General features: G+C 34.6%; 14 protein-coding genes. 5 read left to right on the forward strand and 9 right to left on the reverse strand.

Annotated elements, in window-relative coordinates:
• Positions 1-96: 96 nt before the first annotated feature.
• From JF259_RS02785 to JF259_RS02805, 5 genes are all read right to left on the reverse strand, one after another.
• Complete coding sequence (locus JF259_RS02785) at positions 97-2,352, reverse strand: LamG-like jellyroll fold domain-containing protein (protein WP_199113080.1); 2,256 nt, start codon at positions 2,350-2,352, stop codon at positions 97-99.
• A gap of 337 nt (positions 2,353-2,689) precedes the next feature.
• The gene (locus JF259_RS02790) at positions 2,690-4,609 is read right to left on the reverse strand and encodes a sulfatase family protein (RefSeq protein ID WP_199113082.1); all 1,920 of its coding nucleotides are present in this window, start codon (positions 4,607-4,609) and stop codon (positions 2,690-2,692) included.
• A 9-nt stretch (positions 4,610-4,618) separates the two neighbouring features.
• Complete coding sequence (locus JF259_RS02795) at positions 4,619-6,079, reverse strand: sulfatase (protein WP_199113084.1); 1,461 nt, start codon at positions 6,077-6,079, stop codon at positions 4,619-4,621.
• 53 nt (positions 6,080-6,132) lie between these two features.
• Complete coding sequence (locus JF259_RS02800) at positions 6,133-9,342, reverse strand: glycoside hydrolase family 2 TIM barrel-domain containing protein (protein WP_199113086.1); 3,210 nt, start codon at positions 9,340-9,342, stop codon at positions 6,133-6,135.
• Between the two features lie 118 nt (positions 9,343-9,460).
• A complete protein-coding gene (locus tag JF259_RS02805; protein ID WP_199113088.1) occupies positions 9,461-13,585 on the reverse strand; it encodes a hybrid sensor histidine kinase/response regulator transcription factor in 4,125 nt (1,374 codons plus the stop codon).
• Between the two features lie 253 nt (positions 13,586-13,838).
• On the opposite strand from JF259_RS02805, the gene JF259_RS02810 reads away from it, so the two are divergent.
• The 5 genes from JF259_RS02810 to JF259_RS02830 all read left to right on the forward strand — a co-directional run bounded on the left by JF259_RS02810 (position 13,839) and on the right by JF259_RS02830 (position 22,510).
• A complete protein-coding gene (locus JF259_RS02810; protein WP_199113090.1) occupies positions 13,839-16,919 on the forward strand; it encodes a SusC/RagA family TonB-linked outer membrane protein in 3,081 nt (1,026 codons plus the stop codon).
• 17 nt (positions 16,920-16,936) lie between these two features.
• Positions 16,937-18,493 carry a RagB/SusD family nutrient uptake outer membrane protein gene (locus JF259_RS02815; protein WP_199113092.1) on the forward strand — a complete coding sequence of 519 codons (1,557 nt, stop codon included), beginning with the start codon at positions 16,937-16,939 and terminating at the stop codon, positions 18,491-18,493.
• Positions 18,494-18,572: 79 nt separating this feature from the next.
• Positions 18,573-20,063, forward strand: coding sequence for an arylsulfatase (locus JF259_RS02820; protein ID WP_199113094.1), 1,491 nt, complete (start codon positions 18,573-18,575; stop codon positions 20,061-20,063).
• A gap of 15 nt (positions 20,064-20,078) precedes the next feature.
• The gene (locus JF259_RS02825) at positions 20,079-21,053 is read left to right on the forward strand and encodes a hypothetical protein (RefSeq protein ID WP_199113096.1); all 975 of its coding nucleotides are present in this window, start codon (positions 20,079-20,081) and stop codon (positions 21,051-21,053) included.
• 167 nt (positions 21,054-21,220) lie between these two features.
• Entirely contained in the window at positions 21,221-22,510 is a 1,290-nt protein-coding gene (locus tag JF259_RS02830; RefSeq protein WP_199113098.1) for a hypothetical protein, read from the forward strand.
• Between the two features lie 556 nt (positions 22,511-23,066).
• Here the strand turns inward: JF259_RS02830 and JF259_RS02835 are convergent.
• The 4 genes from JF259_RS02835 to JF259_RS02850 form a co-directional block, all read right to left on the reverse strand.
• Positions 23,067-24,083 (reverse strand): M28 family metallopeptidase, encoded by a 1,017-nt coding sequence (locus tag JF259_RS02835; RefSeq protein ID WP_199113100.1) that lies wholly within the window; start codon positions 24,081-24,083, stop codon positions 23,067-23,069.
• Positions 24,084-24,210: 127 nt separating this feature from the next.
• Positions 24,211-25,263: a M28 family metallopeptidase gene (locus JF259_RS02840; protein WP_199113102.1), complete on the reverse strand. Its 1,053-nt coding sequence runs from the start codon at positions 25,261-25,263 to the stop codon at positions 24,211-24,213.
• 143 nt (positions 25,264-25,406) lie between these two features.
• On the reverse strand, positions 25,407-25,751 hold the full coding sequence (locus JF259_RS02845; protein WP_199113104.1) for an FUSC family protein: 345 nt from the start codon (positions 25,749-25,751) through the stop codon (positions 25,407-25,409).
• A gap of 309 nt (positions 25,752-26,060) precedes the next feature.
• Complete coding sequence (locus JF259_RS02850) at positions 26,061-26,828, reverse strand: DUF3108 domain-containing protein (RefSeq protein WP_199113106.1); 768 nt, start codon at positions 26,826-26,828, stop codon at positions 26,061-26,063.
• Between the last annotated feature and the right edge of the window lie 39 nt (positions 26,829-26,867).

A 26,867-nucleotide genomic window follows, 5' to 3' on the forward strand; every position in this document is an offset into this window, starting at 1 on the left:
TTATCGTTGCTAAATTATTAACTAGTAAATGTAGGCTCTAAATTTAAGTTCAAGCTAAGCATCATGAACATTTTTTTTATTAAGGAACAGTTATGTTTAATTACTTATAACAAGCTTGTTCATATATGAATTAGTTCCTATCACTGTTTGTAACAAATATATATTGGGAGCTAAATTTTTATGAAAATCTATGCGGTTTTTATAATCCATAATTTCAGAGGATATTAATTGACCCGAAATGTTAAACAGATTCACTTGAACCGTATTTACGTTATTTTTTTGAGGCAACATTAATGTAAACCTTCCATTTTTTGCAGGGTTGGGAAATAGCTTAAGGTTTTGTCCTTGTAAGGATTGTACATTATCTTCTTTTTCTATAGATAGAGCTGCATTATTGTTGCCTTTATTGTTTGCTTGTTTTGCTGCACTCATATTCAAAGAAATTTTTAGGTGCGAATAGGATCCTGCAGGTGCGGTGATATTCCATTTGTTTATTCCGTTTAAGCTGTAAGTGTTTACCGCGGCGGTGTCAATGGCTGTCCAAATGGTTCTTTTTATGGTCCCATTGGTCGTGTACCCGCCAGACAGTTGTAATTTAACGGTTTGACTAATGGTATCTTTATTGATTATATGGACATCTAAAGTGTCTTGATTGGCAAAAGCAACTACCTTAATATTCTTGTTATCTGTAGTGCTTGGTCTTACGCTGCCTTCGGAGTTATTCACAATATTTTGGAATCCTGTATATTTTATAGGTTGTGTGCCTCCATTTGCCCAAACAAACCGCTTACAAACTTGATAGAATGTAATAGACTCGACACCACCTCTTAAAGCTGGAAATATGTTTTCCATTCCGTTTACAAGTTTGGTTATGCCATCATTGGTTTTATAACGGGTAGATTCGGTATACCAAACTGGATTAGCTGATTTATTCACCAAAGATGCCCAAACATCATCACGTTCTTCTTCAGGAATAGGGCTAGAGCCTTCTACATCATCGTAAAAATGAGATCCCGTGATATCTATTTGGTCTTCCACATCGTCCACATCGCTTACAGAGGTTCGTAATGCCCAACGTTCTAGACCAACGCGTTGTGTCGTTCCTAATTTGGTCATTTGGTCAAACACTTTAAAGTGATCGGAATCATCTGCAGCATCTTCATTCCAAGGGCCTAAGTAATCAATTGTGATTCCAGCTGCCGTCATCCTATCCATAAAACTATCAAGATAAGCGGCATAAGTAGTAAGATTTAAGTTATAAACATTGTACGGGCAGCATCCTTGCCATGAGGATGGGAATTTATGGGAACCATGATAATCTGTTCCATAACCATCACCATTGGCAATACTGGCAAATATCTTAACATTTGGATTCACACTTTTCACTGAATTTATTACAGTAATAACATTATCGTAAATGGGGTCTGTTATAGGCTGTAATGCAAAAATGGGAACCCGCAATATTTTTAAATTCATATCGCCATAAAGCTTTTGGGAAATAGCACTTGTATTACCTTCGGCCCATGCTTTTATAGTTAGTTTTGCATCTCCCCCAAAAGTAACAGTTTGCTTACTTTGCTCTGGGAATACCGTAATGTGGTTTAAGTTTAGTTCGCCATTGTAAACATCGGTAACTTCTGTTGAAGATAAGGCCCTGTTGAATATGGCCACTTGGTCTAAATAAGCTTTAGTGTTTTTAGAATTGCCACTACCATCAACAAATGGGGTTACTGCTCCTGTAGAAGCGTTAACATTGGTTTTTAGTCCTAAATAAAGGCTTAGGTTGGTTAGGTTGTGTATGGTTTGCCCTGTACTGGTTGCAACCTGTGTCCCATCTATATACAATACAATGGTACCTGCATTATAAGTTAGAGCAATGTGATGGTATTGGTCTTGGAGTAGTACGTCTATTGCAGAAAGCCCCAACCCGTTAATTTCGCCTGTAGGTTTTTTAATTTGTATATGCTGGTCAACATAGTTGGTTCCATCGTTCCCTACAAAGCTTATTAATCCAAGCCACCAAGCATTGGTGCCTGACCATTTATATTTAGCCGTTAAGCTAAACTCATTTTTATTCAAAATAGTTTCATCAAACTTTAAATAGCCCTCAAAATCTTTAAATAAGACATTTTCACCAGCATCATTTACAATAGCATTATTAGTTTGTGAGTAGATTCCGGCAGGATTAGCAAGGTTTACTGTGCCACTGGCATTTACGTTAGTAATTCCTGTTACACCATAAGGAATTATAGTATTGTCCTCGAATGTTAAATAGGCTTGGGGCGTAATAAATTGGGAAAAAGAGTAATAGCTAGAAATAAGTAATACAAAGAAGAGAAATTTTGTTTTCATAATTATTATGTTGATTAATAGGTTGTTATAAAATTATCAAGCATAACTCGTTTTTATGTATCACGAATAGCACAATTATTGGGTAATTTTGTTGCGAATCCCAAAAATAATGAGATACATTATTATGAAAACATCAATTTTATTACAAAGAATGTTTACTTCTTGTAATGTTAAGAGAATTATTATTTTGACAATACTAAAAAAGCAAATGATGATTGGGGGAAAGGAAAAGTTGTGTAATATAAAAATTGGCACTTCTAAAATTAATTAGAAAGTGCCAATAGCCTGTATAAAGTCAATAATACCGGAAAATGATTCCCCTTATATTATTTCAATGTTATTCATGATGATTGTAACCTTTTTCAGACTTATCTGTATCGTTCCACAAATCCTGATAAGCTAATTGCCCGGTATTTATTAAAGCAGATTTTATATAGAACTGGTTTAGTTTTTTATTTCCCCTAAGCTTTATCAATTCTTCCTCTATAGGTTTTGCCAGTGCCCCTAAGTTTTGTAAGGTAGCGTAAGCTATAAAATAATCGTTCTTAACTTGATCTAATATATAGTTCAAAGCATTTTTATTGGCTTCAGACTTTACTAATATTTCAGCACTTAACAATCGTATTTCCGTATTTTCATTGTCGTTATTGAAGTTTTTGTTGACTTCATCAGGAACATCATTAATAAGCTGTCTTTCTAAAAGCTGCAAAACACCTACCGAGCCCCAAAACCGTATGGCTGGCTCATCAGAATTTAAGAACCCTTTTATGGTTTCAATATCAGAAACTTTGGCTGTACTTGCAAAAGCAGCAGCATCTATAATGGCCTCTACGGGTTGATTGGTTTGTTTTACATAACTGTAAAAAGGTAAGGTATCCTTTTGTTTTCTCATAGACCATGGATAGAGTCCCAAATCCTTCTTTTGTTTCATGAAAGCAATTAAATCTTGTTTCATTTGTGAAACCTTTGCTTGATATTTTGGATCATTAGCAAGATTATTTACTTCAAAGCTATCTGTTTGGGTGTCATAAAATTCTATAGCGGTAGTTGGTTTCCAAAAAACACTTTGTAAACTGTCTGTTTTACCTTCTATGTGAGCTTTGTCCCAACCTTGGTAAGAGGGCATTTGCCATTGGTAAGATTGTCTGGTTCCATTAGGATAAGCCGTATTAAAATTCCATATTAATTTATATCTACCATCTGTCAAGGCACGGGAAGGAATATAACTTTGTTCTTGATTGGCTCTATAAAGAAACAGTTCCGATTTTGGTTCTGGTACTTGCTTGCCCAAAAAAGGCTGTCCCATCATAAAATCTGGTGTTTCAATACCAATTAGGTTTAAAACAGTTGGAGCAAAATCTATAAAGCCAACTAAATTGTCATTTTTGTTCTCTGATGTGGTTTGTGCTAAATGTTTATATTTCTCAGGTAAGTGAACGATTAAAGGAACGCGTGTACCTGTGTCATAAACATAGGCTTTTCCACGAGGCAAACATCCCCCGTGGTCTGAATAGAAAAACACAATGGTATTGTCTGCTTCACCCGAAGCTTCCAATTCATCAAGGCGTTTTTTAACCCATATATCCATTTTATTTACTGCATCATAATACCAAGCAATATCATTTTTAATTTCTTCAACATTTGGTAAATATGGAGGTACTGCAACACTATCAAGAGCAATTGTTCTTGGCGTTCTTCCCTTCGTGTTTCTAGTCGCTACCCGTTTTGTATGTGTGCCATTATAGTTAAAAACCGAAAAAAATGGTTGCGTTTTGTTTGGTCTGTTAAGGTAGCTTGCCTTTTGGTTCGATTCATTCCATAATTTTTTAGGGACGTTTTTGGCATTGTAATCTGTTTTACTGTTGTTAGTGCAATAATAACCTGCTTCTTGTAAATATTTTGTATAATAAAAATCTTGAGGTACAGCCCTAGCTTCCCTATGCCAATCTGTAGCCAACATTGGTGCATAAATGCCCGACATTAATGTGGACCTAGCTGGAGAGCATTGGGCTCCATTTGAAAAGGCATTAGTAAAAACAACGCCGTTATCGGCCAAAGCATTTAAAGTAGGTGTAGTGGTATATTTATTGCCATAAGAAGCTAAAAATGGACTCATATCTTCAACAACCAACCATAAAATATTTGGTTTTTCTGTTGGAACATCTGAATTTTTACATGAATTAAAAGAGGATACAACCAGGATAAGCGATACGCTTACTATAAGTGTAATATAAATGGATAGTCTTTTGGTAACCATAGTATGTTTTTAATTTTTTATAATGATTTCTTTTTGTTCAAACGCTAAATCGTAATCGGGATTTATTTCAGTTGGAATAGGAGCATTGGTATCATTTCTCCATTGTTCTAATTTGTTCAATAATTCATTTACTTTATCAGGGTTTGACTCTGCGATATTTTCAGCTTCTTCTAAGTCTGTTTTCAAATTGTATAACTCTACTGCTCCATCTTCGAAATATTGGTGTAATTTCCAATCTCCAGAAATAATTACAGATCCTGGACGTGTTCTAAACAGAGGGTCTCTACTACCATCTTTTCCTTTTTTGTAGACTTGAAGGTAAATTGGGAAATGGAAAAATAAATCTCTTTCTACAATGTTTTGATTATTATTAATTACAGGATTTAAATCAATCCCATCCAATACCTCTGCTTTTCTTACAGGAGCAGCAATAGTTTGAAGCGTAGGGTAGAAGTCCAAATTAGAAACTACTTGGGTTGAGGTGCTCTTTGGTTGAATGTGGTTAGGCCATTTCATAAGGAGCGGTACCCTAATACCGCCTTCGTAATAGGATCCTTTGCCTGCCCTTAAAGGATCTTGATGTGAAATTGCACGAATGCCTCCATTATCAGAAGTGAAAATAACTAACGTGTTTTCTTCTAGTCCATTAGTTTTTAGTGTCTTTAATAGTTTGCCAACGTTTTCATCCATAGAAGCCACCATGGCCGCATATGCTGCATTATCTTGCCCTTTTATTCCTTTTTTGTTTTTAAACTTTTCTACCAAAGCTTTTTTCCCCATGATTGGTGTATGTACCGTATAAAATGGCATATAAATAAAGAATGTGGTGTCCTTATGTTTTTCTATGAAAGAGACAGCTTCATTAGTTAATCTATCTGTTAAGTATTCGCCTTCCGGACCATCTTCAATAAAATCGATGTTGTATGGTGAAAAGTATCCATTAGCGCCAGGGTTGCCTTTAGCACTCCCCCCAACATTATAATCTATACCTTGCTTAGTAGGGTTGTTGCCTACATGCCATTTACCAAAGTTAGCCGTCATATAGCCCGCAGATTTTAGCATTTGAGGCAAAGTGTAAATAGAATCGTGTAAATTCTTTGTGTTTTTTATAGGTATAAGTTTTCTGGTTTTTTTATGGCCTCTATCGGATGGGCTTACAGTGTAAACACCATGTCTTGGTGTATTTAAACCAGAAATAAGACAAGCTCTACTTGGTGCGCAATTAGCAGCTCCAGCATAAGCATTGGTAAAAACCATGCCCTCTTGGGCGAGTTTGTCTAAGTTGGGTGTTTCGTAATATGGGCTTCCCATGAAGCCTAAATCTTTCCAACCTAAATCATCTATGTTAATTAAGACTATATTTGGTTTTTTAGGATTTACTTCAACAGCAGTAGTTTTGTTTTCCGATTTACATCCTATTAGTACTAGTAGAAAAAAGAAAGTTATTATTTGTTTGTATTTAGAAATCATTGCATTATTTTTTTGTTTTTCAAAGGGATAGGTTGTAATATCCGAAATATTATTTACTCTTCATTATAGTTGATTCGCCCAATTTCCTTAACAGATTTAATAGGTTTTATGAGAAAAGAATAATTATAAGCCTTTGCAGGTATTCTAAACTCCGGATGCGGTAAGGCCTTATTAGACCAACTATCATCACCGCCAACGCCCATTTGTTTGTGGTCTATATTAAGGGTTATAAAGTCTTGTTCTTCTAAATCGTAGGTATGTAAGGCCTCTTCAATGTTCCATGTTGTGTAGGGCCATGCACTCATGCTTAAGTGTTGGTCTGTAGCATTGACCAAAAGACCATAGCCTTGGTTATTGGTTAAGGCGAACCATCGTACGCCTGTTTTGTTACTACTTTCCTGTGGACGAATATAGTGGTAGTAGTCTTTAGAAACTTTACTAGAGAAAATACCTATATCGGCACTAAGTTTCCTGTCCCAATAACTTTCATGAGGGCCACGGCCAAGATATTTTAAATTGTCAAAGGTGTTAGGTACTTGTAACTGTACACCTAATTTAGGCAACATTGGTAGGGCTTCATCGGCTTGGAATTCAACAGCTACTTTTATGCTGCCATCGCCATAAATAAAATGCTTTACTAAAAGTGAAGCTTGGTTATCTGCAAATATAAAGCTTGAAGTAGCCAGAGCAGTATTAGCGGTTAGCTGTTTTAATTCGAATGAAGCGGCAGTTGAGTTTTGAGAAGCTGCTCTCCATACGGCAAGGTGTTTTTTAGTTTTTGCACCAGCTCGGTCGTTGTCTGTTACAGGTCGCCAAAAACTGGGTTGAAGTCCTGTAGTAATTAAGTTCTGGTCATTGTACACAAATTGTGATATGGTTCCTTTTGAAGCATTAAAATCGATTTGAAAATGTTTCCCTGAAACCGAATTGTTGTTTACGGTAATAGTGTTTAATGAGCCTATCGACTTGTTGGGTAAAGTTTTCTTAAAAGGCAATTGAATCTGTTCCCAAGCTATTTCATGGTTTTTATTGGCCCATAAGGTGTTTTCCTTTAGCACAGCTGAAATTCTTATAAAGTATTCGGCACCTGCTTTTAGTCTTGGTTCTTTAAAAGGAAAAGTAATAGTTTTCGTCTGATTGGGAGCAAGAACGATGGTTTCCAGTGCACCTTGTTTTATGGTTTTGCCATCTTCTTGTAGTTCCCACAAAAACTGAAACTGATTTAGATTGGTGAAATTATGATGGTTGGTAACTTTTATTTCTCCAGAGGCAAGGTCGCCACCCTCAAATTCTATAGGCTGAAACACTTTTTTTACCTCCCAAGTGGCTGGTTTTAGCTCTCTATTGGGACCAACAATACCGTTAAGACAAAAGTTGCCACTATTAATTTTAGTGTCTCCCATATCGCCACCAAAGGCATAATAGGCTTCCCCTTCGGCAGTTTTTTGCGATAGGCCTTGGTCGCACCAATCCCATATATAACCCCCTATAATTTGCTTGTTGTTTCTAAAAAGGTCGCGGTATTTAAATAGATTCCCTGTAGAATTTCCCATAGAATGTGCATACTCGCACCAAATAATAGGTCTAGGTTCGTTTTCAAACTCCGACATTTTAACCATGTATTCAATAGGACTGTACATACGGCTAACTATATCTACATAAAGTGGGTCTTTTAATATTTTATCCTCAATTTTAGCTTTGCCCTCGGTAGTTTGTGCGCCTTCATAATGTACAGGGCGTGTGGTGTCGTAACTTCTTATCCAATTGGCCATGGTTACATGGTTAAAACCTGAACCCGATTCATTTCCTAAGGACCAGAAAACAATACTTGGGTGGTTTTTGTCGCGTTCAACCATTCGTATAACGCGCTCTAAAAAAGCACTTGACCATGACGCATCATTACTTAATTTGCCACCAACACCGTGCGTTTCTAAATTGGCTTCGTCCATGACATAAATGCCATATTCATCGCATAGGTCGTACCAACGTTCGTCATTGGGGTAATGCGATGTACGTACGGCATTAAGGTTGAATTGTTTCATAAGTTTAATGTCCTTTAGCATAGACGCTTCGCTTATTACCTTACCATGTATAGGGTCGTGGTCGTGTCTGTTTACACCAAACATGATAACAGATTTGCCGTTTACGAAAAATTCACCATCTTCAATTTTAGTTTCCCTAAAACCAACCTTTGTACTTCTCGATTCCAGTACTTGTCCTTCTTCATTTTTTAAATTAAATACTAAGGTGTATAAGTTTGGTTGCTCTGCACTCCATTTTTTAGGGTTTTCAACTAAGGCTTGCATAAGTGCAAAGTTGGGCTTGCCGCGTTGTTGAAATTTCTCATTATAAATTTTATCTACAGGAATGGTTAGCGGCTGTTTCAATACTTCAGCGTTGTTTTCGTCAAATAGTTTGGCTTCTAAAGTATAATTGCTGAAATCGGAATCTTCAAAAACTTTAATTCTAGGACGGATTTTTAAAGTGGCATTTTCATAATGATCGTCTAAATCTGTTTGTACAAAAAAGTCATACAACTGAACTTTAGGAGCCGATGTTAAATACACATCTCTATGTATACCACTTAAGCGCCAGTGGTCTTGGTCTTCAAGGTAAACGCCGTCGCTCCAGCGAAACGCTTTAACCGCTAAAGTATTTGTGCCAGATTGTAAATACGGGGTAACATCGAAGTGGGTTGGGAGCATGCTATCTTCACTATAGCCTAGTAGTTTGCCATTTACCCAAACGTAATAGGCAGAACTTACGCCACCAAACGTTAGGGTGATTTGTGTGCCTTTCCAATTATCCGGAACTTCTAAAGTAGTTCGATAGCATCCCGTAGGATTATCGTCGTTTGGTACTAAAGGTGGGTTTACAGGTACAAAAGGGTATATGGTGTTTGTATAGATGGCTGTTCCGTAGCCGTGAAGTTCCCAATTGGCTGGAACTGGAATGGTATTCCATGAGGAGTCATCAAATGTTGGTTCCTGAAAATTGTTTGGAACGCCTTCTGGCACAGGAGCCCAATAAAATTTCCAATCACCATTTAACAATTTATAGCGACCAGAACTGTTTTTATCATTTTTTAAGGCTAACGATTCGTTTGGGTACGAGTATGAAGTCGCTTTACTTGGCAATCTGTTAATTCCTGAAACTTGAGGGTCTTGCCATGGATAAACTTCATTAGAACCTTTTTTGAGTACTTGAGAAAAAGAATGAATTGAAATAAATAACAAAGTAAAATACAAACTTGAATACTTCATGTTTTTGTGTTTAATTTTTCTTCGAAATTACAAATCGTATTATTTTTTAGTGGATGAAGTTGTCGCTAATATGGGGTTAAAATGTTGTATCAGATAAAATTTAGTTTTTTCTAGTTTTTTAATCTGTGTCAATTGTTATTATGTTACCTGCATTGGCGTGTTTTTTTATGTATTCTGTTGGGCTCATGCCATATTGTTTGGCAAAACATTTTCCAAAATATTTTTGGTTGTTAAATCCTGTCATATAAGCAATTTCAGATAGGTATAGGTCGTTATTTTTTAATAATTGAGCTGCACGTTTTAACCTAATGGTTTTAATGAAATTTACTGGGGTGTCATTTAAGATGGCTTGTACTTTTCGGTATAAATTTGCTCTACTCATGCCGACCTCTGAAGCCAAATATTCAACACTTAACAGATTGTCATCCATTGAGTCTTCAATAATTTTAACCAGTTTTTTGATGAACTTTTCATCGTTGGAATCAACATGGATCTCTGATGGTTCAGCGGTTATTACTTTGCTGTATTTCTCTTTGAGTTCTTTTCTTGTTAACAAGGTGTTTTTTACTTTCCATTTTACAAATTCTAAACTAAATGGTTTTTCAATATAATCGGCAGCACCTAAGCTTAAACATTCAATTTTAGTTTCTTGTGCACCTTTAGCGGTCAACATAAAAATAGGAATGTCGCTGGTTTCTGGGTTTGCCTTAACTCTTTTAAGCATAGAAACCCCATCTTCAATGGGCATTAAAATATCACTAATAATTAATTGTGGTTTTTCTTTTACTATAAGGTCGTAACCTTCTTCCCCATTAGATGCTTCAAGTACATAAAAGCTATTTGTTAGTTCTTCTTTTATCATAGTTCTTACTTCTACATTGTCTTCAACCAATAGAATTGATGGTTTAGAATTTTTATTCGTATCATTTATGGTATTAAGTGTTGATATTTCTTCAATAAAAGAGAATTCAGAGTTTTCAATGATGCTTTTTGTAGTTTTGTTGTCTTTTTCACTTATTTCTTTTTTCTTGTATTGAGATTTTTCAACTGGAATGAAAAATATAAATTCTGTGTATTTGTTTTCTTCACTCTCCACTGTAATTGTCCCATGGTGTCGTTCTACTAATTTTTGTACTAATTCCATTCCTATACCTGTACCAGGAACTTGATTGGTTGGAAGTTTGGTGGATTGATAATATCTATCAAAAATAAACTCTAAATCTTTTTGGGGAATTCCAATGCCGGAATCTCGAACAGAGCATTTAACATAAGTGCCGCTTTTTAGCTTTACTTTTTTTAATGCTATTTCGTCACTGGATACTTTGTCTACAGCAATTGTAATATGTCCTTTTTCGGGTGTAAATTTAAAAGCATTTGATAACAGGTTGAACAATATTTTTTCAATTATTTCAACATCGTACCAAGCTTCCAACGATTTTTCGCAAGAAACAAATTCATACCTTATTTGGTGCATTTTGGCAAAATCGTTAAAAGCATTTTTTATTTTCTTTATATCGGTAATGATATTATTTTTAGAAACTTGAATTTTAAATTCACCAACATCAAATTTCCTAATATCCATGATCTGATTAATCAATCGATTCATGCGTAAGGAATTATTGTAAATACGCTGTGCTGTTAGTGGGCTTAAAGTAAATTTACGGTCTTTTACAATTTTTTCAATGGTTCCTAATATTAGGGTTAATGGTGTTCTTAATTCATGAGAAATATCAGTAAAGAAAATCATTTTCATTTTGTTGTGTTCATTGTCTTTTTCTCTGCTAATAGTTTCTTTAACCAAGTTCTTTTTTAATCTGTACCATCTTCTAATTAAAAGAAAACTTGTGTAAATTATTATAAAAAACAAGACCCAATATCCTAAAATGGCCCATTTACTTTTCCAAATTGGGGGATTTATTTGAAATGAAAGCTTAGTTGGTGTTTCGTTCCATACACCATCACTGTTGGAGCTTTTTACCATAAATATATATGTGCCAGGAGGTAAATCGTTATAGTTGGCATTTCGGTTTGATGCATTGGTGTAAATCCAAAAGTCATTTAACCCTTCCAATTTATAAGCATATTGATTTTTGCTGGGTGATGTTAAATCTAGTGAGGAAAAACTAACCACAATATTATTTTGATTATACGGAAGTGCTATGGTAGTTTCAGAATTAACATTCAGGCTATTTATAGTATTCTCTTTATTGCTGGCATTACTATTTTTAGATGGCCCTAATGTGTAGAAATCTGTAATGACGGTTGAAGGGATTATTTTTTGTTGAGAAAACAAATTAGTTTTTATTGTATAAAAGCCGTTATTAGAACCAAAATACAAGTTTAAATTATTTTCAGTACTGGCACTGGAGTTGAATATGAATTTACTCGTTTCTATGCCATCCTCAACTCCAAAAAAGTTGAACTTTTCCGTTGTTGCCTCAAACCTTATCAATCCTTGTTCTGTACTCATCCAGAGATTGCCTTTTCTGTCTTCTTGTATGGCGGCAATCACTTTTTTAGCAATAAGTTTATTAGATTTTTCAAAATTCATAAAGCTATTTGTAGATTCAATATACTTGTTTAAGCCACCACCACGGGTTCCAATCCATATATTCTTATTACTATCTTCGTGAATGGACAATATGGCATTAGATGTTAATCCGCCCTCTTTCCTTGGCAAAAATTGTTCATAGCTCTCGTTGTTAAAATCTACCCTAAAAAGGCCCTCTCCTCGGGTACCAATCCATAGGATGTTTTTTGAAGACAGCTTTAATACGGAAGTATGACTTTCATCAAGTATTTCGATAAGCTTCTTTTTAAATGGTGATATATTATTTTCTGTGTTAATTATGTCTATTCCTTTTCCCCAAATACCAATGCAGATTTCATTTTTATTAATAACCTCAATATCATATACACTACGGTTGTAAGATTTAATTTCAGTTAATTTTAAATCTTGTTTGCCCAGTTCGAAATTTTCAGACTCATAAAAGATGGTGTCGCTTGCGATTAATAGTTTAGTTTTGTTGTAGTTAAAGGAAATTCTATCTACGTTATTAATGGGTAGCTCAATTTTGGAGGCAACATTTTTGTTTAAATTATATTTAAACAAGCCATTATCCATTCCCATTAAAAGAATATTGTCATTGTAGTTTAAAATGCTATTGGTTTCAGCATTTATAACATTTTTTTCAGAATTAACATTTACATAGTCAAAAATTGATGTTCTTCCCAAATGTTTGTATATACCTTTTAAAGACCCAATCCATAAATTGTTATAGGAGTCAAATACCAATGAATTAATCTTTTCATTTGATAGGTAGTCTTCATTTGAATTAAATCTATAGGATTTATTTGTTCTAGTACCTTTTATTAATCCATGTGTTGACCCAATCCAAAGGTCATTATTTTTGTCTATTGCAACGGCAGTAAAGGTGGTGTTTTCCGAGGTGTCTATAATTCCTGTATATTGTTCTAGGAATTCTAATTTATAATCGGCTTTATTGTAACCTAAAATATAAACGTGTTTGTTTGTTAAAGCTAAAAATTGATTGTTATTAAATGGCTTTATTGCTATAACAGGTTCGTTAAAATTGGTTTTTATATATTTTTTGTTGGCATCAAATACAAATATACCTTTAGGTGTGCCCAACCAATGTCGATTAAAATTATCTTGAAAAAACGAATTTATTTGTCTATCAAATTTTACAATATTGGAACTTAAATAGTTGAAATGGGAATCTAATTTAATTTTATCAATATCTTCATTTGGTTCAATTAGAATTAAACCTGTGTTTCTTGCATTGGACCAAATGTTATCATTTTTATCTTTCTGTAAAACTACTGATGTAACGTTTTTATAAAACCCCTTGAATTTATTTTCTTTTCTGTTAAAGAAAATTAGAAAGCTTTCACAGCCAATCCAAAGGTTATTGTATTTGTCTTCAACAATTGAGTTTATACTGTTGTTTGGTATTGAATTTGGATCAAAAACATCATATTGGTATTGCAACAAATTATTACCATCGTACCTAAAAAGCCCATTATTTGTGCCTATCCATAGATAGCCTATACTGTCTTCAAAAAGAACGTTTACGTTTTGATTAAAAGGCGTTCCATTAATATTTAACTTGTTAAACTTTTCAATACTAGTTTGACAAAAAACAAAGTGCAGCCCAAAACAAAGTATGAAAATTACTGAATGAATAATTTTTTTAATTAGTTTGTTGGATAAGGCTAACATCTTGCTTCTGTTGTTTTAAGTCTAGTTGTGTACACAATGTCACTTTTTTTTAGCACATATGCAAATTTATAAGAATCAATATGTTGCGCTTGTTGAGTATAAATGTTGCAAATTATTTTAAAAACGCTGCTTAATGTGTGTTGCAACATAATCCACCATTATTTGAGATTAATTATTGGACTACTAGGCTTAATTTAGCTCATGCACTTTTACTAACGGTGCGCTATAAAAAAATAATTAAATAATTAAACTTATGAAACGAAACCAACTTATTTTGTTGTTGTTGCTGTTAAGTATTTTTTCAGTAACTGCGCAAAATACAATCAGCGGAATTGTTACCGATGCATCTAACATCCCATTACCGGGTGTAAATGTAATTGTAAAAGGCACTACCCAAGGTGTGTCTACAGATTTTGACGGGAACTTTATTATTCAAGCATCTTCTAAGGATGTTTTAGAATTTTCTTATGTGGGGTTTATAACTCAAAGTGTTACAGTAGGAGCTAATGCTACAATAAATGTATCCTTGCAAGAAGATGTAGCCCAACTTAATGAGGTTGTGGTTATTGGTTATGGAACTTCCAATAAGAAAACATTGGTGTCGGCAGTATCTTCTATTAAATCTGATGTTTTAGAAAACCAGCCAGTTGCCAGGGTCGATCAAGCTTTACAAGGTAGAGCAGCGGGTGTTGAGGTAACTTCTAATAATGGAGCGCCAGGGAATGGTGCTACTATTAGAATTAGAGGGAACAGCTCTATTAATGGTAACAACAACCCACTTTTTGTTGTAGACGGATTTATTACAGGAACAGGTTTTAACCTAAATAACATCAATATTAATGATATTGAGTCTGTGGAAATTCTTAAGGATGCAACAGCATTGGCTATTTATGGAACAAGAGGTGCCTCTGGGGTAATTTTAATTACAACCAAAACAGGTAAGCGTTCAGTAGTAGGTAAACCTACTATTCGAGTTAATTCTAGTGTTACAACAGAAATGTTGGCTAATAAAATCAACATATTGGGTGGACAGGATTATGTGGATTATTTAAATGAAGCAGGACAATTTGTGCCTGGTCCAAATATAGATTTCAATGGAACTATGTTACCTGTTGGATTAACTGATACATCATTACCCTTACGCTACGACGATCCTGGTTCTGTGCCAACTACCGATTGGATTGATGAAGTTACTCAAATGGGAACCATTTATAATACAGACGTTTCCATTACTGGTAATACAGAGAATGCTAATTATTATTCATCCATAAGTTATTTTAACCAAGAAGGGATTGTAAAGGGTTCAGGGTTAGAAAGGGTAACTTTAAGAAATAACTTAGATGTAAAGGTGACCGACAGATTTAATATGGGGCTACGTTTAAATTTGAGTTCTTTTAGAAAAGAAAATAATAAAACAAGTTTTGGGCAAATTGTTAGCAGCGTTTTACCAATAAGAGCCATCTATGACGAAGAAGGTAACTTCACAGGAACAAACCCAATTAGTGGTACTTTACAGAGGAATCCCGTTGCCGATATTCAATTAAGGGAAGATCATGATTTAGTGACAAACATAATAAGTAATGCCTATTTTGAATATGAACTAATAGATGATTTAAAAATTAAAACAAATATCGGAGCCACTTTAAATTATTTTAAAGGCAATCAATATCAACCAGGATTATTACCCGAAAGAATCCTTAACAATAATGTTGGAGGATTTGGTAGAGTAAGAACAAATCAGTCGAAAGATATTTTAAGTGAAACAACCGTTAACTATAGTAAAGATTTTGGTAATCATGCCTTAAAAATATTGGGAGGCTTTTCAGCCCAAAAAATAACTTCAGAGGGTACAGATGCTTCTGCCGAAGGGTTTCCTAATGATGTTGTAAAATATAATAATTTATCGTTGGGTTCCGATCCAGAAACGTACCAGGTAGGAACGGGTTACAACCAACGTACTTTAACTTCATTGTTTGGGCGTTTAACATATTCATATGATGATAGATATGTTTTAACCTTGGTAGGTAGACGAGATGGGTCTTCTGTTTTTGAAGCTGGAAATAAGTATTCATTTTTCCCATCAGCGGGTGTAGCTTGGAATATAGATGAAGAGTCCTTTATGGAAAATGTTGATGCCATAAATAGATTTAAAATTAGAGCTAGTTATGGAGAAGTTGGAGAGCAAGGTGTGGCGGCGTACAATTCATTTGATTTATTTAATCCACAATTCAATTATTTTAATGAAACATTGGTGCCAGCGGTTATCCTTGCTGCTCCTGGATCAACCAACTTGCAATGGGAAACTACAGAACAATTGGATCTTGGTTTGGAAATAGGGTTATTTAACAATAGGGTTTCATTTGAGGCTGGGTATTACAAAAAGACCACAAAAGATTTGTTGCTTTTCAGGGATTTACCAAATACTGCAGGTAATAGAGTGTTGGAAAACGTGGGTAGTGTTGAGAACAAAGGGTTTGAATTTTTGTTAAATACAATAAATATTGATAAAAACGATTTTAAATGGAATACCACCTTAACCGTATCTACCAATAAAAGTAAAGTCTTGGACCTAGGTGATGAAGAATTTATAAATATTCAGTCTACTGGAAATCAAGGAGGACCTTCTGCAAGATTAATGGTAGGGCAACCGATGCCCGTATTTTTTGTTGCTGAATATCTTGGAACGTATAAAGACCCTCAAGAAATTATCGACGATCAAGCTATTGGCAGATCATTCTTAGGAAGTCCACGATATAGAGATGTGAATGAAGATGGTGTAATTAATCAAGACGATTATAGCGTAGCAGGAAGCCCTCAACCAGATTTTTATGGTGGTATTAGAAACACATTTACTTATAAAAACCTAAGTTTAGATATTTTCTTCCAAGGTTCTTATGGTGGCGAGATATTCAATACGGTTACCCAAAGGTCAATTTTTGGTCGTGGCGATGAAAATATAGACCCAAGAGTTCTTAATCGATGGATTGAAGGGGTAAACGAAACCTCAGATATACCAAGAGCGGGAACATCAGCAAGTTTGTTCAACCCAAATAGCACCTTAAATATTGAAGACGCTTCGTTTTTAAGATTAAAAACAGCAACATTAAATTACAGTATCCCAGTAAAACAAGCTGGTATTGATAATACATTTAAATCTTTAAATGTGTTTGTAACAGGTAGAAACCTATGGTTGTTGTCGGACTTTCAATTAGGTGACCCTGAAGTAAATAGTTTTACAGCAGGAAGTGGGTTTGGTTCGGTATCTCAAGGTTTTGCCGGTGGGGCCTATCCATATGCGACAAGTATTAGTTTAGGAGTAAAAATGGAATTTTAATTTAAAAAATATTAGCAATGAAAAATTTAATAACAAAAATAAGCTTATTGCTGTTTGGAGTTCTTTTACTTACGGGATGTGGCGATAAGTTTTTAGAAGAGGATTTACGGGATCAAATAGCTACCGATAATTTCTTTAACAACGACCAAGAGGCATTGCTTGCTGCAAATGGTTTGTATAGAATTTTGCACAGGGGTTCTCTTTATAGAACAAGGGGCTTGGACAATTATTATGTGAATGGTGCAGATGAAGTTGGACCAAGCAGAAATGTAAATAGGGAAATTACTAACTATTTGATAGCCGAAGGTGTAGCCGACGGGAATGCTCAATGGGCCAGTTTGTATGAAATAGTTAGAAACTCCTCTCTTTTTATATCAAATATTGATGGCAATGAAAACTTAAGTGAAGAAGTTAAAGACCAAACCTTAGGTGAATGTTTGTTCATCAGGGCATTGGCTTATTTTCATTTAACTAATTTATGGGGAGATGTACCCTATTTTAGAGAACTTTTACCGCTTGATGAATTGGGTTCTCTTGAAAGGTTTTCAAAAGATGTAATAAGAACCGATATGAAGAATGATTTGGCCAGGGCTAAAGAGCTTTTACCTTCTTCATATTCGGGTGGCGATTTAGGAAGAGCATCAAAATGGGCAGCAGCTGCATTAAAAGCAAAATTTCATTTATTTGACAAAGAATGGACGTTAGCAAAAAGTGAATGTGATGATATTATTGATAATTCGCCACATCGCCTATTGGATGATTTTGCTGCAGTTTTTGACCAAACAGATCCTGCAAACCAATACAATGATGAACAAATATTTGCTATTGACTTTACTACGGATGGCGTTTTTGGGGAGAGTAATACCAGTAGAACAGATGATTACAACCCTCGTTTAAGAGATGAGCCAAGTAATAGGAATAACAGACCAGGGGGAGCAGGAACACCAACAAGGTGGCAGTTATTGCAGGCAGATTTACAAGCTATTGATCAGGATATGAGTGGTTTTGGTTGGGCAATACCTTTGCCAGAATTAGCCAACCAGAATAATTGGGACCCAGACGATTTAAGATATGATGTTACAGTAGTAACAGAATATTTAGGGTATCAATTGAAATTCCCATATTTTAGAAAAAATTGGAATTTAAATAATACCTCTCCCAGAGGTAACCACAACGAAAACTATATTGTTTTTAGGCTTGCCGATATTTATCTAATGGCTGCTGAAGCGGAAAATGAATTAAATGGACCAGACAATGCTTATCCTTATGTAAACAAAGTTAGGGAACGTGCCTTTGAGCCAGACAAACCTTGGAGTGGTATGTCGCAAACCGAGTTTAGAGAGGCTATGTACGATGAGCGCAAATATGAACTTTGTACAGAAGGTTATCGTAGAATGGACTTAATTAGATGGGGAATTTTACTTGACGTTGTTTCTACGGTACAGCATAGGTCATTTAATAATCCAGCAGACAACATTAAACCGCATCATGTTTTATTACCTATTCCTCAGGATGAGATTTTGTTAAATCCAAACCTTTTAAATACAGATCCCACTAATAATGGGTATCGTTAGAATTTAGTTTTGTTTGAGTTGGTGGGTTTTAAGCAGGGTTTTAGACTCTAAAGCCCTGTTTAAATTAAAAATAAATGTAATGAATAAATTTCCTAATCTTATTGTACTATACTTTTTACTTGCTTTGTCTGTTGGATGCAAAAAGTCTTTAAATATAAATGGCGAGTTAAAAGAAAAAACAGAATTAAATTCTGAGAATATAAAGCCTAATATAATATACATCTTAGCAGACGATTTAGGTTATGGAGACTTAGGGGTTTATGGCCAAACCAAGTTTAAAACACCTAATATTGATAAATTGGCATCAGAGGGAATGTTGTTTACACAACATTATTCTGGAAGTACAGTTTGTGCGCCTTCCCGTTCTGCATTATTAACAGGAATGCATACAGGTCATACTGTTGTTAGGGGTAATAAAGAAGTTCAGCCAGAAGGTCAATTTCCTATACCAGACAATACGTATACATTAGCTGAGGCCATGAAGAAAGCTGGCTATGTAACTGGTGCTTTTGGTAAATGGGGTCTTGGTTTTCCAGGTTCAGAAGGCGATCCAGTTAACCAAGGGTTTGATATTTTTTATGGTTATAATTGCCAACGTTTGGGACACCATTATTATCCAGATCATCTTTGGTCTAATAGAGATTCTATCGTGATTCCTGAAAATATCGGTTTAGATAAAGGGGTATATGCTCCAAATTTGATTCACCAAAAAACAATCGAGTTTATTGAGAAAAATAAAAGCAAGCCGTTTTTTGCCTATGTGGCATCCATTATACCACATGCTGAATTGGTTGCTCCAGATTCCTTAATGCAGAAATACAGAAACAAATATTTGCCTGAAAAGGAATTTGATGGTGTAGAGTTTGGTGAAGCTTATGGCGATGGACACTATTTGTCTCAAAAAGAGTCACATGCAGCATTTGTGGCAATGATTGATTTGTTGGACCAACAGGTTGGAGAGATTATGGATAAAGTTGAAGAGTTAGGGATTTCAGACAATACAATCGTCATATTTACATCCGATAATGGCCCGCACCGAGAAGGTGGTGCCGATCCGGATTATTTTAATAGCTATGGTCCATTAAAAGGGACTAAAAGAGACTTATATGAAGGAGGTATTCGTGTGCCTATGATGGTTAAATGGCCAAATAAAATAGAGGCAGGGAGCAAATCGGATCATATTTCTGCTTTTTGGGATGTGTTTCCTACATTTTCTGATATTGCGGGCGTCAATACCCCAGATAATTTGGATGGTATTTCATTTTTGCCAACACTTAAGGGAGATACTAAAAATCAAAAACAGCATGAATACCTCTATTGGGAATTCCATGAAAAAGGCGGAAGACAAGCTGTTAGAAAAGGCAATTGGAAAGCAGTTAAATACAATGTACTTAAGAATCCTGATGCAACTGTAGAACTTTATGATCTATCCAACGATATTGGTGAAACCAATAATGTGGCAGATGCCCATCCAGAAATTGTTGAGCATATGGAGGCTATTTTACAGGAAGCCAGAACCCCTTCAGATGTATTTACATTTAGTCAGGAAACATTTCTCAATAGTAATTAATTAAATAAAGCAAGTATGAAGGGCATTAATAAATTAGGTTGTAAAAACATTGCAGTACTTGCTGCTTTATTTATCACTTTTAGTTTTAGAGGAATAGATAATTTAGTATTGCATTGCCCGCAAACAGACGTTAGTAAAGTTGGATTAAAATGCTATAGGGGGAATCTTAAAGATGTATTTGGAGATGTTAAACAGGCTCAAATTAGCAATAGTATAAGCACAACTGCCCATGTAGAAAATCTTTTAGAGGGTTTTAAAACTTTAGGCGTAAATGGTATTAGAATTACTATTTTTCCTGAGGGTGAAAATCCGAATGAAGAAATTTTCGACTACCTGTATACCCGTGCTAAATCTAAAGGCTTTAAGATTATGGCAAATCCAGCGCTGTGGGATGGTGCTGTTCGTATTGCAAATAAAGTACTGCATGGTACACGAATAGATTTTAACAATCAAAAAGACATTGGACCAAATTCTACTTTAGGGAATGATGAGGCAACTAATATCGTTATCAAAAGAATAAAGGCGTTTGCAAATAAATATAAGGTAGATTTAATAACACCATTTAATGAAGATGGTGCGCCTGGTTCAAAGTGGTCTGTGGAGCAGATGAATAAAATTTATAGAGAACTGCATAATAATATTAACGGGGCAGAACTAATGGGGCCATGTACTTGGGGTATCCCGGGAGGTACTAAAGTTTTAAGGGAAACAAATATTTTACAATACATTTCAATAGCTTCTACACATAATTTGGGATTTAACCATAAAGCTTGGAGTGATTTTCAAAATTTAGCTGGCGATTTGCCTGTATGGGATTCAGAAGTTAATTATACCGTTAAATTTTCAGGTAAGGACACCCGTATTGACGCCGCTTTAAAAGTTGGGGTAGATGGACTGGTGTTATATGATAGTTGGAAATATATTTCCCTAAAAGATGGTAGTATAAATAAGGCTGGCAATAATGTTAAGGCCAAAATATTGGCTCAATAGTTTTAACACATAATGCAGCAAATTTCCTTCCTGGATTGATGGGTAAATAGATGCGTTTTACATGAATCGAGAATACCATCAAACGTGCTTATAATCATTTCTCAATAACAATTAATTTAAAGAATATTGCTATGAACCAAAATTTTAAGTTACAATCAACATTATTAATGTCTTTATTTTTAATATTAGTTGCTTGTAGTGGAAGTACAATAGACGATTCTAATGTAGCAAATCCAGAACCAGAACCTGATAAAACGGCTCAAAGCATTATCACCTTTAATAATCCAGGGCAGGAAATAGATGTGTTTTTTTATGATGTTAAGCAAGGAAATAAAAATTTAGAGAATGCAGACGAAGCCAATGAGATATTTAATATTGACGACGCTAACGGTTTAAGAATTCCCATTCGGGGAGAAAATAAAATTCCAGCACATCCTAGTGCTGGGGTTGTTGCAGAAGATATGTACGATGATGTTTTGCAGTCAATAGCTTTAGCGAAGCAGGCAAGAGGAGGTAAAGAACTAAAAATATTTGCCAGTAAAAAGTTAGATGATCAAACATCTTTTCCAGACTGGGTTAAAGATGCTAATGGTATCATTCCTAAGCAATATGCTATCTTAATTGCAGATTTTATTGAGTTCATGAAATCTAAAGAGGTAACAATCGATTATCTGGGAATAGATAATGAATTTATTTATAACGAAGGTAATATAACCCCTCAAAAATATTCAGAAACAATAGCTGAACTAAGAACTCAGGCAATAAATAAAGGGTTTGCAATGCCTTTGTTGGTAGGTTATGAAGATTATGGGCCAAATAAGAGAAATTGGGTAAAAACCTTAATGGATAATGGTTGGGGTGATACAATGGATATTTATGGCACGCATTATTATCCGCAATGGCGACCTAAGACTAAATTAATAGCAGATTTAGCGTTGATTGGAAACCGTCCATTTTGGTCTACAGAACCACATTGGGACAGTAAAGCAGATAAAAACGATTTTGACGAAGCAGAAGCGGGCATGGTGGCCTTTTGGGAACAAATAGATGTTGGTATGACAGGTTTTATGTGGTGGAATTATTCCATAGGAAATAATGTAAGGGGCAAATTAATGCGAGCTACATCAGCACCTATGTTAGGCGCTAAGCCAATAAAAATTACCGATATTGATGGCGAAAGTATAGAAACATTAGGTAAGCTTCAAACCAGAGCGTTTATTGAAAGTAAAACCATTACTGTTTTTGCAGTTAATATGAACAACACAGAACATTTAGATTATACATTTAAAATGGATAATGGAGACATTACTGGAAAAGTAACTAGCTTACAATGGACAGAAACTTCTTCTATAGATGGAACAAAAAGAATGCTTGAAGTGGAAGGGGAAAACAATAATATATTTTCGTTAACACTTCCTAAAAGATCTATAACGCGGTTTACATTAATTATAAAATAATACTAAAAAAGTAGTATACTCATTAATAAAGTAAGGGTACAATTTTTCATCTTTCTAAGATGGTTGTTTTCTACCACATTCTTAAAATCTTTAGTGGTTCACAAAAATGGATAGAATCATAAAAGAGGTATTAGCTGTAGTAGCAACTTGGCAAGATGTGGCCAAAGAAATAGGTGTTCCCAATAAGACAACAATTGATGTCAAAAGCGTTTAATATCTAATCTAAACAATAGAAATTAGAAGATTTGTAACCTTTGTAGAAGAATAATTGCACATTTTCGTAAATAGAATTGGTATAGGAAATGAAGAAAAATCTAAATTTTTTTACTGTATTTTGTAAGCACCCCTTAAAGCCGAACTACTTAAAAGTAGAATAATAATTTTAAACTTGAACATTATTTTGATACCTCGATGGCTCTGGCTCGGGGTAGTTCATTTGTTTTTGTTTTAAGGTGTCACTAAGGATCCAAGATTTCTTAGAAAGAACTCATCTTGACTTTTTTAACCAATTGGAAAAAGTCAAGATGAGTTCAAAGTGAAATGTATTATTTTATCCTTAATTTTTATCTACTACTATACGTTCTTCTCTGTTAGCCAATTCCCAAGCGGTATAGAAAATTAAACGGGATCTGGTTTCTAAAAGGTCGTAATGTATTTTGTCTGGTGTGTCTGATGGTCTGTGATAATCATCGTGAGTACCATTAAAGTAGAAAATCACAGGAATATTGTTTTTAGCAAAATTATAATGATCAGATCGGTAATAAAAGCGGTTAGGATCGTTGTCTGAATTATAGGTATAGTCAAACGTCATGTTAATATACTTTTTATTAACTGCTTCCGAAATGTTGTGTAGTTCGGTACTTAACTTATCCGAACCTATAAGGTATAGGTAGTTTTCATTGTTTTCATGCTTTTTATCAACTCTTCCAATCATATCAATATTAAGATTTGCCACTGTATTGGCTAATGGAAATACAGGATCTACGTCTGTATAGTAACGTGATCCAAACAAACCAATTTCTTCACCGGTAACATGTAAAAACAAAATAGAGCGTTTAGGGCCATGACCCTTTTCGACTGCTTTTTGAAATGCTTCGGCTATCTCTAAAATAGCTACTGTGCCAGATCCGTCATCATCTGCACCATTATTAATGTCTCCATTTCCGGATATGCCAATATGATCCAGATGGGCAGAAATAACAATAATTTCATTGGGTTTCTCTGAACCTTTAATATAGGCCAGCACATTTTCTGAAGCTTTGGCTTTACCGTTAAAATAGGAGGCTGGTATTTCCTGGAAATAATCACCTTCGGCAATAGGTGATTGAATTCCTGTATTTACATAATGCTCTTTAATAAAATTGATTGCCTTTTTTTGACCGGGTTCACCAGTTTTTCTGCCTTCAAAATCATCAGAAGCATACGTGTACAACATTGTTTTTAGCTCGTCTGCTGTAATACTTTTAGCATAATCGGACGGGTCAACAGTGGCGGTTCCGTTGCTTTTACTTTGTGACGTTCCGCAAGCAATGATTATAAATGCTGCGCAAAAAAGAAATAATAGTTTTTTCATGTGCATGTATTATTTAAATAAGGTCAATACTTGTGAATATTGCATAATCTTACCAATTATGCCACAATATTATAACCTTTAGAGTGCGATATTACAAAAATGATTTTATTGTAAAGGTATGTTAAGCTTATTTTAACAGATCGTTGATTTCGTCGATAACCACCCTATGTTCTTGGTTTGCCAGTTGCCATGCGGTTGCAAAAATTAGTTTGGTACGCCTTTCTAATAAGGAATAATCAATTTTATCGGGTGTGTCTGTTACTTCGTGGTAGTCGTCGTGTTCGCCATTAAAATAAAAGATAACCGGTATGTTTTGTCTGGCAAAGTTGTAGTGGTCAGAACGTGAATAATAATGGTTTTTTTCATCAATAGCATTATACCTATAATCCAGGTTTATTTTAAAATAGCTATTATTAACTTTTTCAGAAATATAATGAAGTTCTTTACTTAGTCTGTCGGCACCTATTAAATAGATATAATCTTTATTATCTTGATGCAGGTCGTCCACCCTTCCAATCATATCAATATTAAGATTGGTTACCGTATTTTCTAGTGGGAAAACGGGATGTTGCGTATAATAGGCAGATCCTCTTTTTCCAATTTCTTCGGCAGTTAGGTGAAGAAATAAAATGCTTCGTTTTGGACCATGGCCATCTTTTTTAGCTTGTTTAAACGCTTGGGCCATTTCCATTAGTGCTACCGTTCCAGAACCGTCATCATCAGCACCGTTATTTACTTGTCCACTATCAGATACACCAAGATGGTCTAAATGGGCCGATAAAATAATAACCTCTTCTGGTTTTTCTGTACCTTCAATAAAAGCCAGGACATTTTCGGAGGCATTAATATCATGGGAAAAGAAGCTTTTAGGGATAATTTGATAATAGTCAGAAACTCCTGGAGGTGATTTTATATGTTCGCTTTTGTAATAGGAGCGTATAAAATTAGCTGCCAGTTTTTGCCCTTTTTCACCTACTTCACGTCCTTCAAATTCATCAGAAGAAAAGGTATAAAGGTGTTCTTTTAATTCTTCGGAAGTAATGGTGTTAGCATATCTTATAACCTGTGTCGAATCGACTAATTGAATACTGTTCTTAAGGTTATTAATTTTTGTGGTGTATCTAGTTGTGGCACATGTGCCAATTAACGCAAATGCCGAGAGGATGCAAAAGGTTTTCATGTGTGTTAAATTTAATTCATGTCACATGAAACGTACAATCAATCATTCTCTGGGGCAGGAAAACTCAATGTGTCTGTTTCATCAAAATAGCAGGTCAAAGATATGTAAAAAAAATAACACAATAGTAAGAACAAGTAGTAAAGTTATTCGCCTATTTCAAGTTCATCCATGTCTATTTCTTCTAAGTCCTTAAGTGCCTCTTCTTTAGATTGGCTTTCTTTTGCTTCTAGAGCTTTGGTTTCGGCTACTTCTATTGTAGTAAACATTGCCTTATATATTGAAATGGAGATAGCAATGATGGTTAAAAGAAATGTGAATTGAATAATTTTTTTAACATGACCACTTTTTTTAGATAAATAGAAGGCTACTAGTCCAAATGCTAGTGCAGCAATAGCAGGGAAAATTGCCAAGTTAGAAACGGGCAATACGGATAGAATAATGGCCAGAAAGGACGCAATGATAGCCAAAATAGTCGTTATTTTTTTCACACGTTTAAATTTTAGTAATTAATTGATTTTATTGTAATTATAAAATTAAGAACGTGTGCAACCACTCCTTACACTCGTTCTCTCATTAAAAATTTTAAACATTTCCTTTTGTGAAGTAATTTTTAAAATTTCTTAATGCTCGTTTCATCTGTTAATATTTATTGTTTTTTAGTGGTCAGATGCGATGCCTAATTATCATATACTCACGTGTTCTTATTTTGAAAATAGGAGTTCGTGAATCTTCGATTTCGGTTGGGTTTATAACTTTATGTTAATGGGCATTTCATACGTTTAAATTATTATATGTTTTTAGTTTAATAGACCTGTTGCCGATTTAATCTTTAATTCGCCATTGCCTACTGGAATTTTGAACTTACCGTAAACAGGGATTTTATTACCATCGGCAGTAAGCCATAAAAAATTATTGTTTTTACCTTGTAAAACGTCAGTTTGATCAGATCCTATAGCTAATTTATAGCATTCTTTTTCTCCAATAGCAGTATCAATAACCTCGTTACCTAGATAGGTGATTTGGCCTTTCATCTCTTTTCTGTCAAAGATGATGGTGAATGTTTTACGTTCGCCTATGTCCATACCGTCATAATCTAAAAGTCTAATGTTATAAAGTGTAGATACAATATCTTTTGTACCTGTATTTATTGAAACCGTTTTATTTTCATCTACTTTATTTTTTTTGGTTTGAACAGATTTAACGGTGTTGGTCTTATGGCTAAAAGTGTATTTCATTGCCTTGTAATAACTTCCTTCATTAATATCTCTTTTATACAGGTATGGTGTAAGTGTATTAGGGTTTACATAACTTTCGTAAAGATCCCTTATTTTAAAAAAGTTATCCCATTTACTATACGTTACAGCAGTACATTTAAGTCGTAATAAAGTTGCTTTCGATGTTTTTAGTTCGCTGGTCTCCATGGTAACTTCTGCTAAATTTGTAAGTATTCCAGACATATTGTAGGCAGCTGTATAGATGAGTTTTTCTCCGGGTGCTATGGCATCGTTTTGCGCCTTTAAAGACAAAGAAAAACAAGCAACTACAAGTAAGAAAATGTATTTCATAAAAGATTTGTTTTAAGCTATAATGCGTATAGATATCAT

It is taken from the genome of Snuella sedimenti (genome assembly GCF_016428595.1).
Classification (GTDB): domain Bacteria; phylum Bacteroidota; class Bacteroidia; order Flavobacteriales; family Flavobacteriaceae; genus Snuella; species Snuella sedimenti.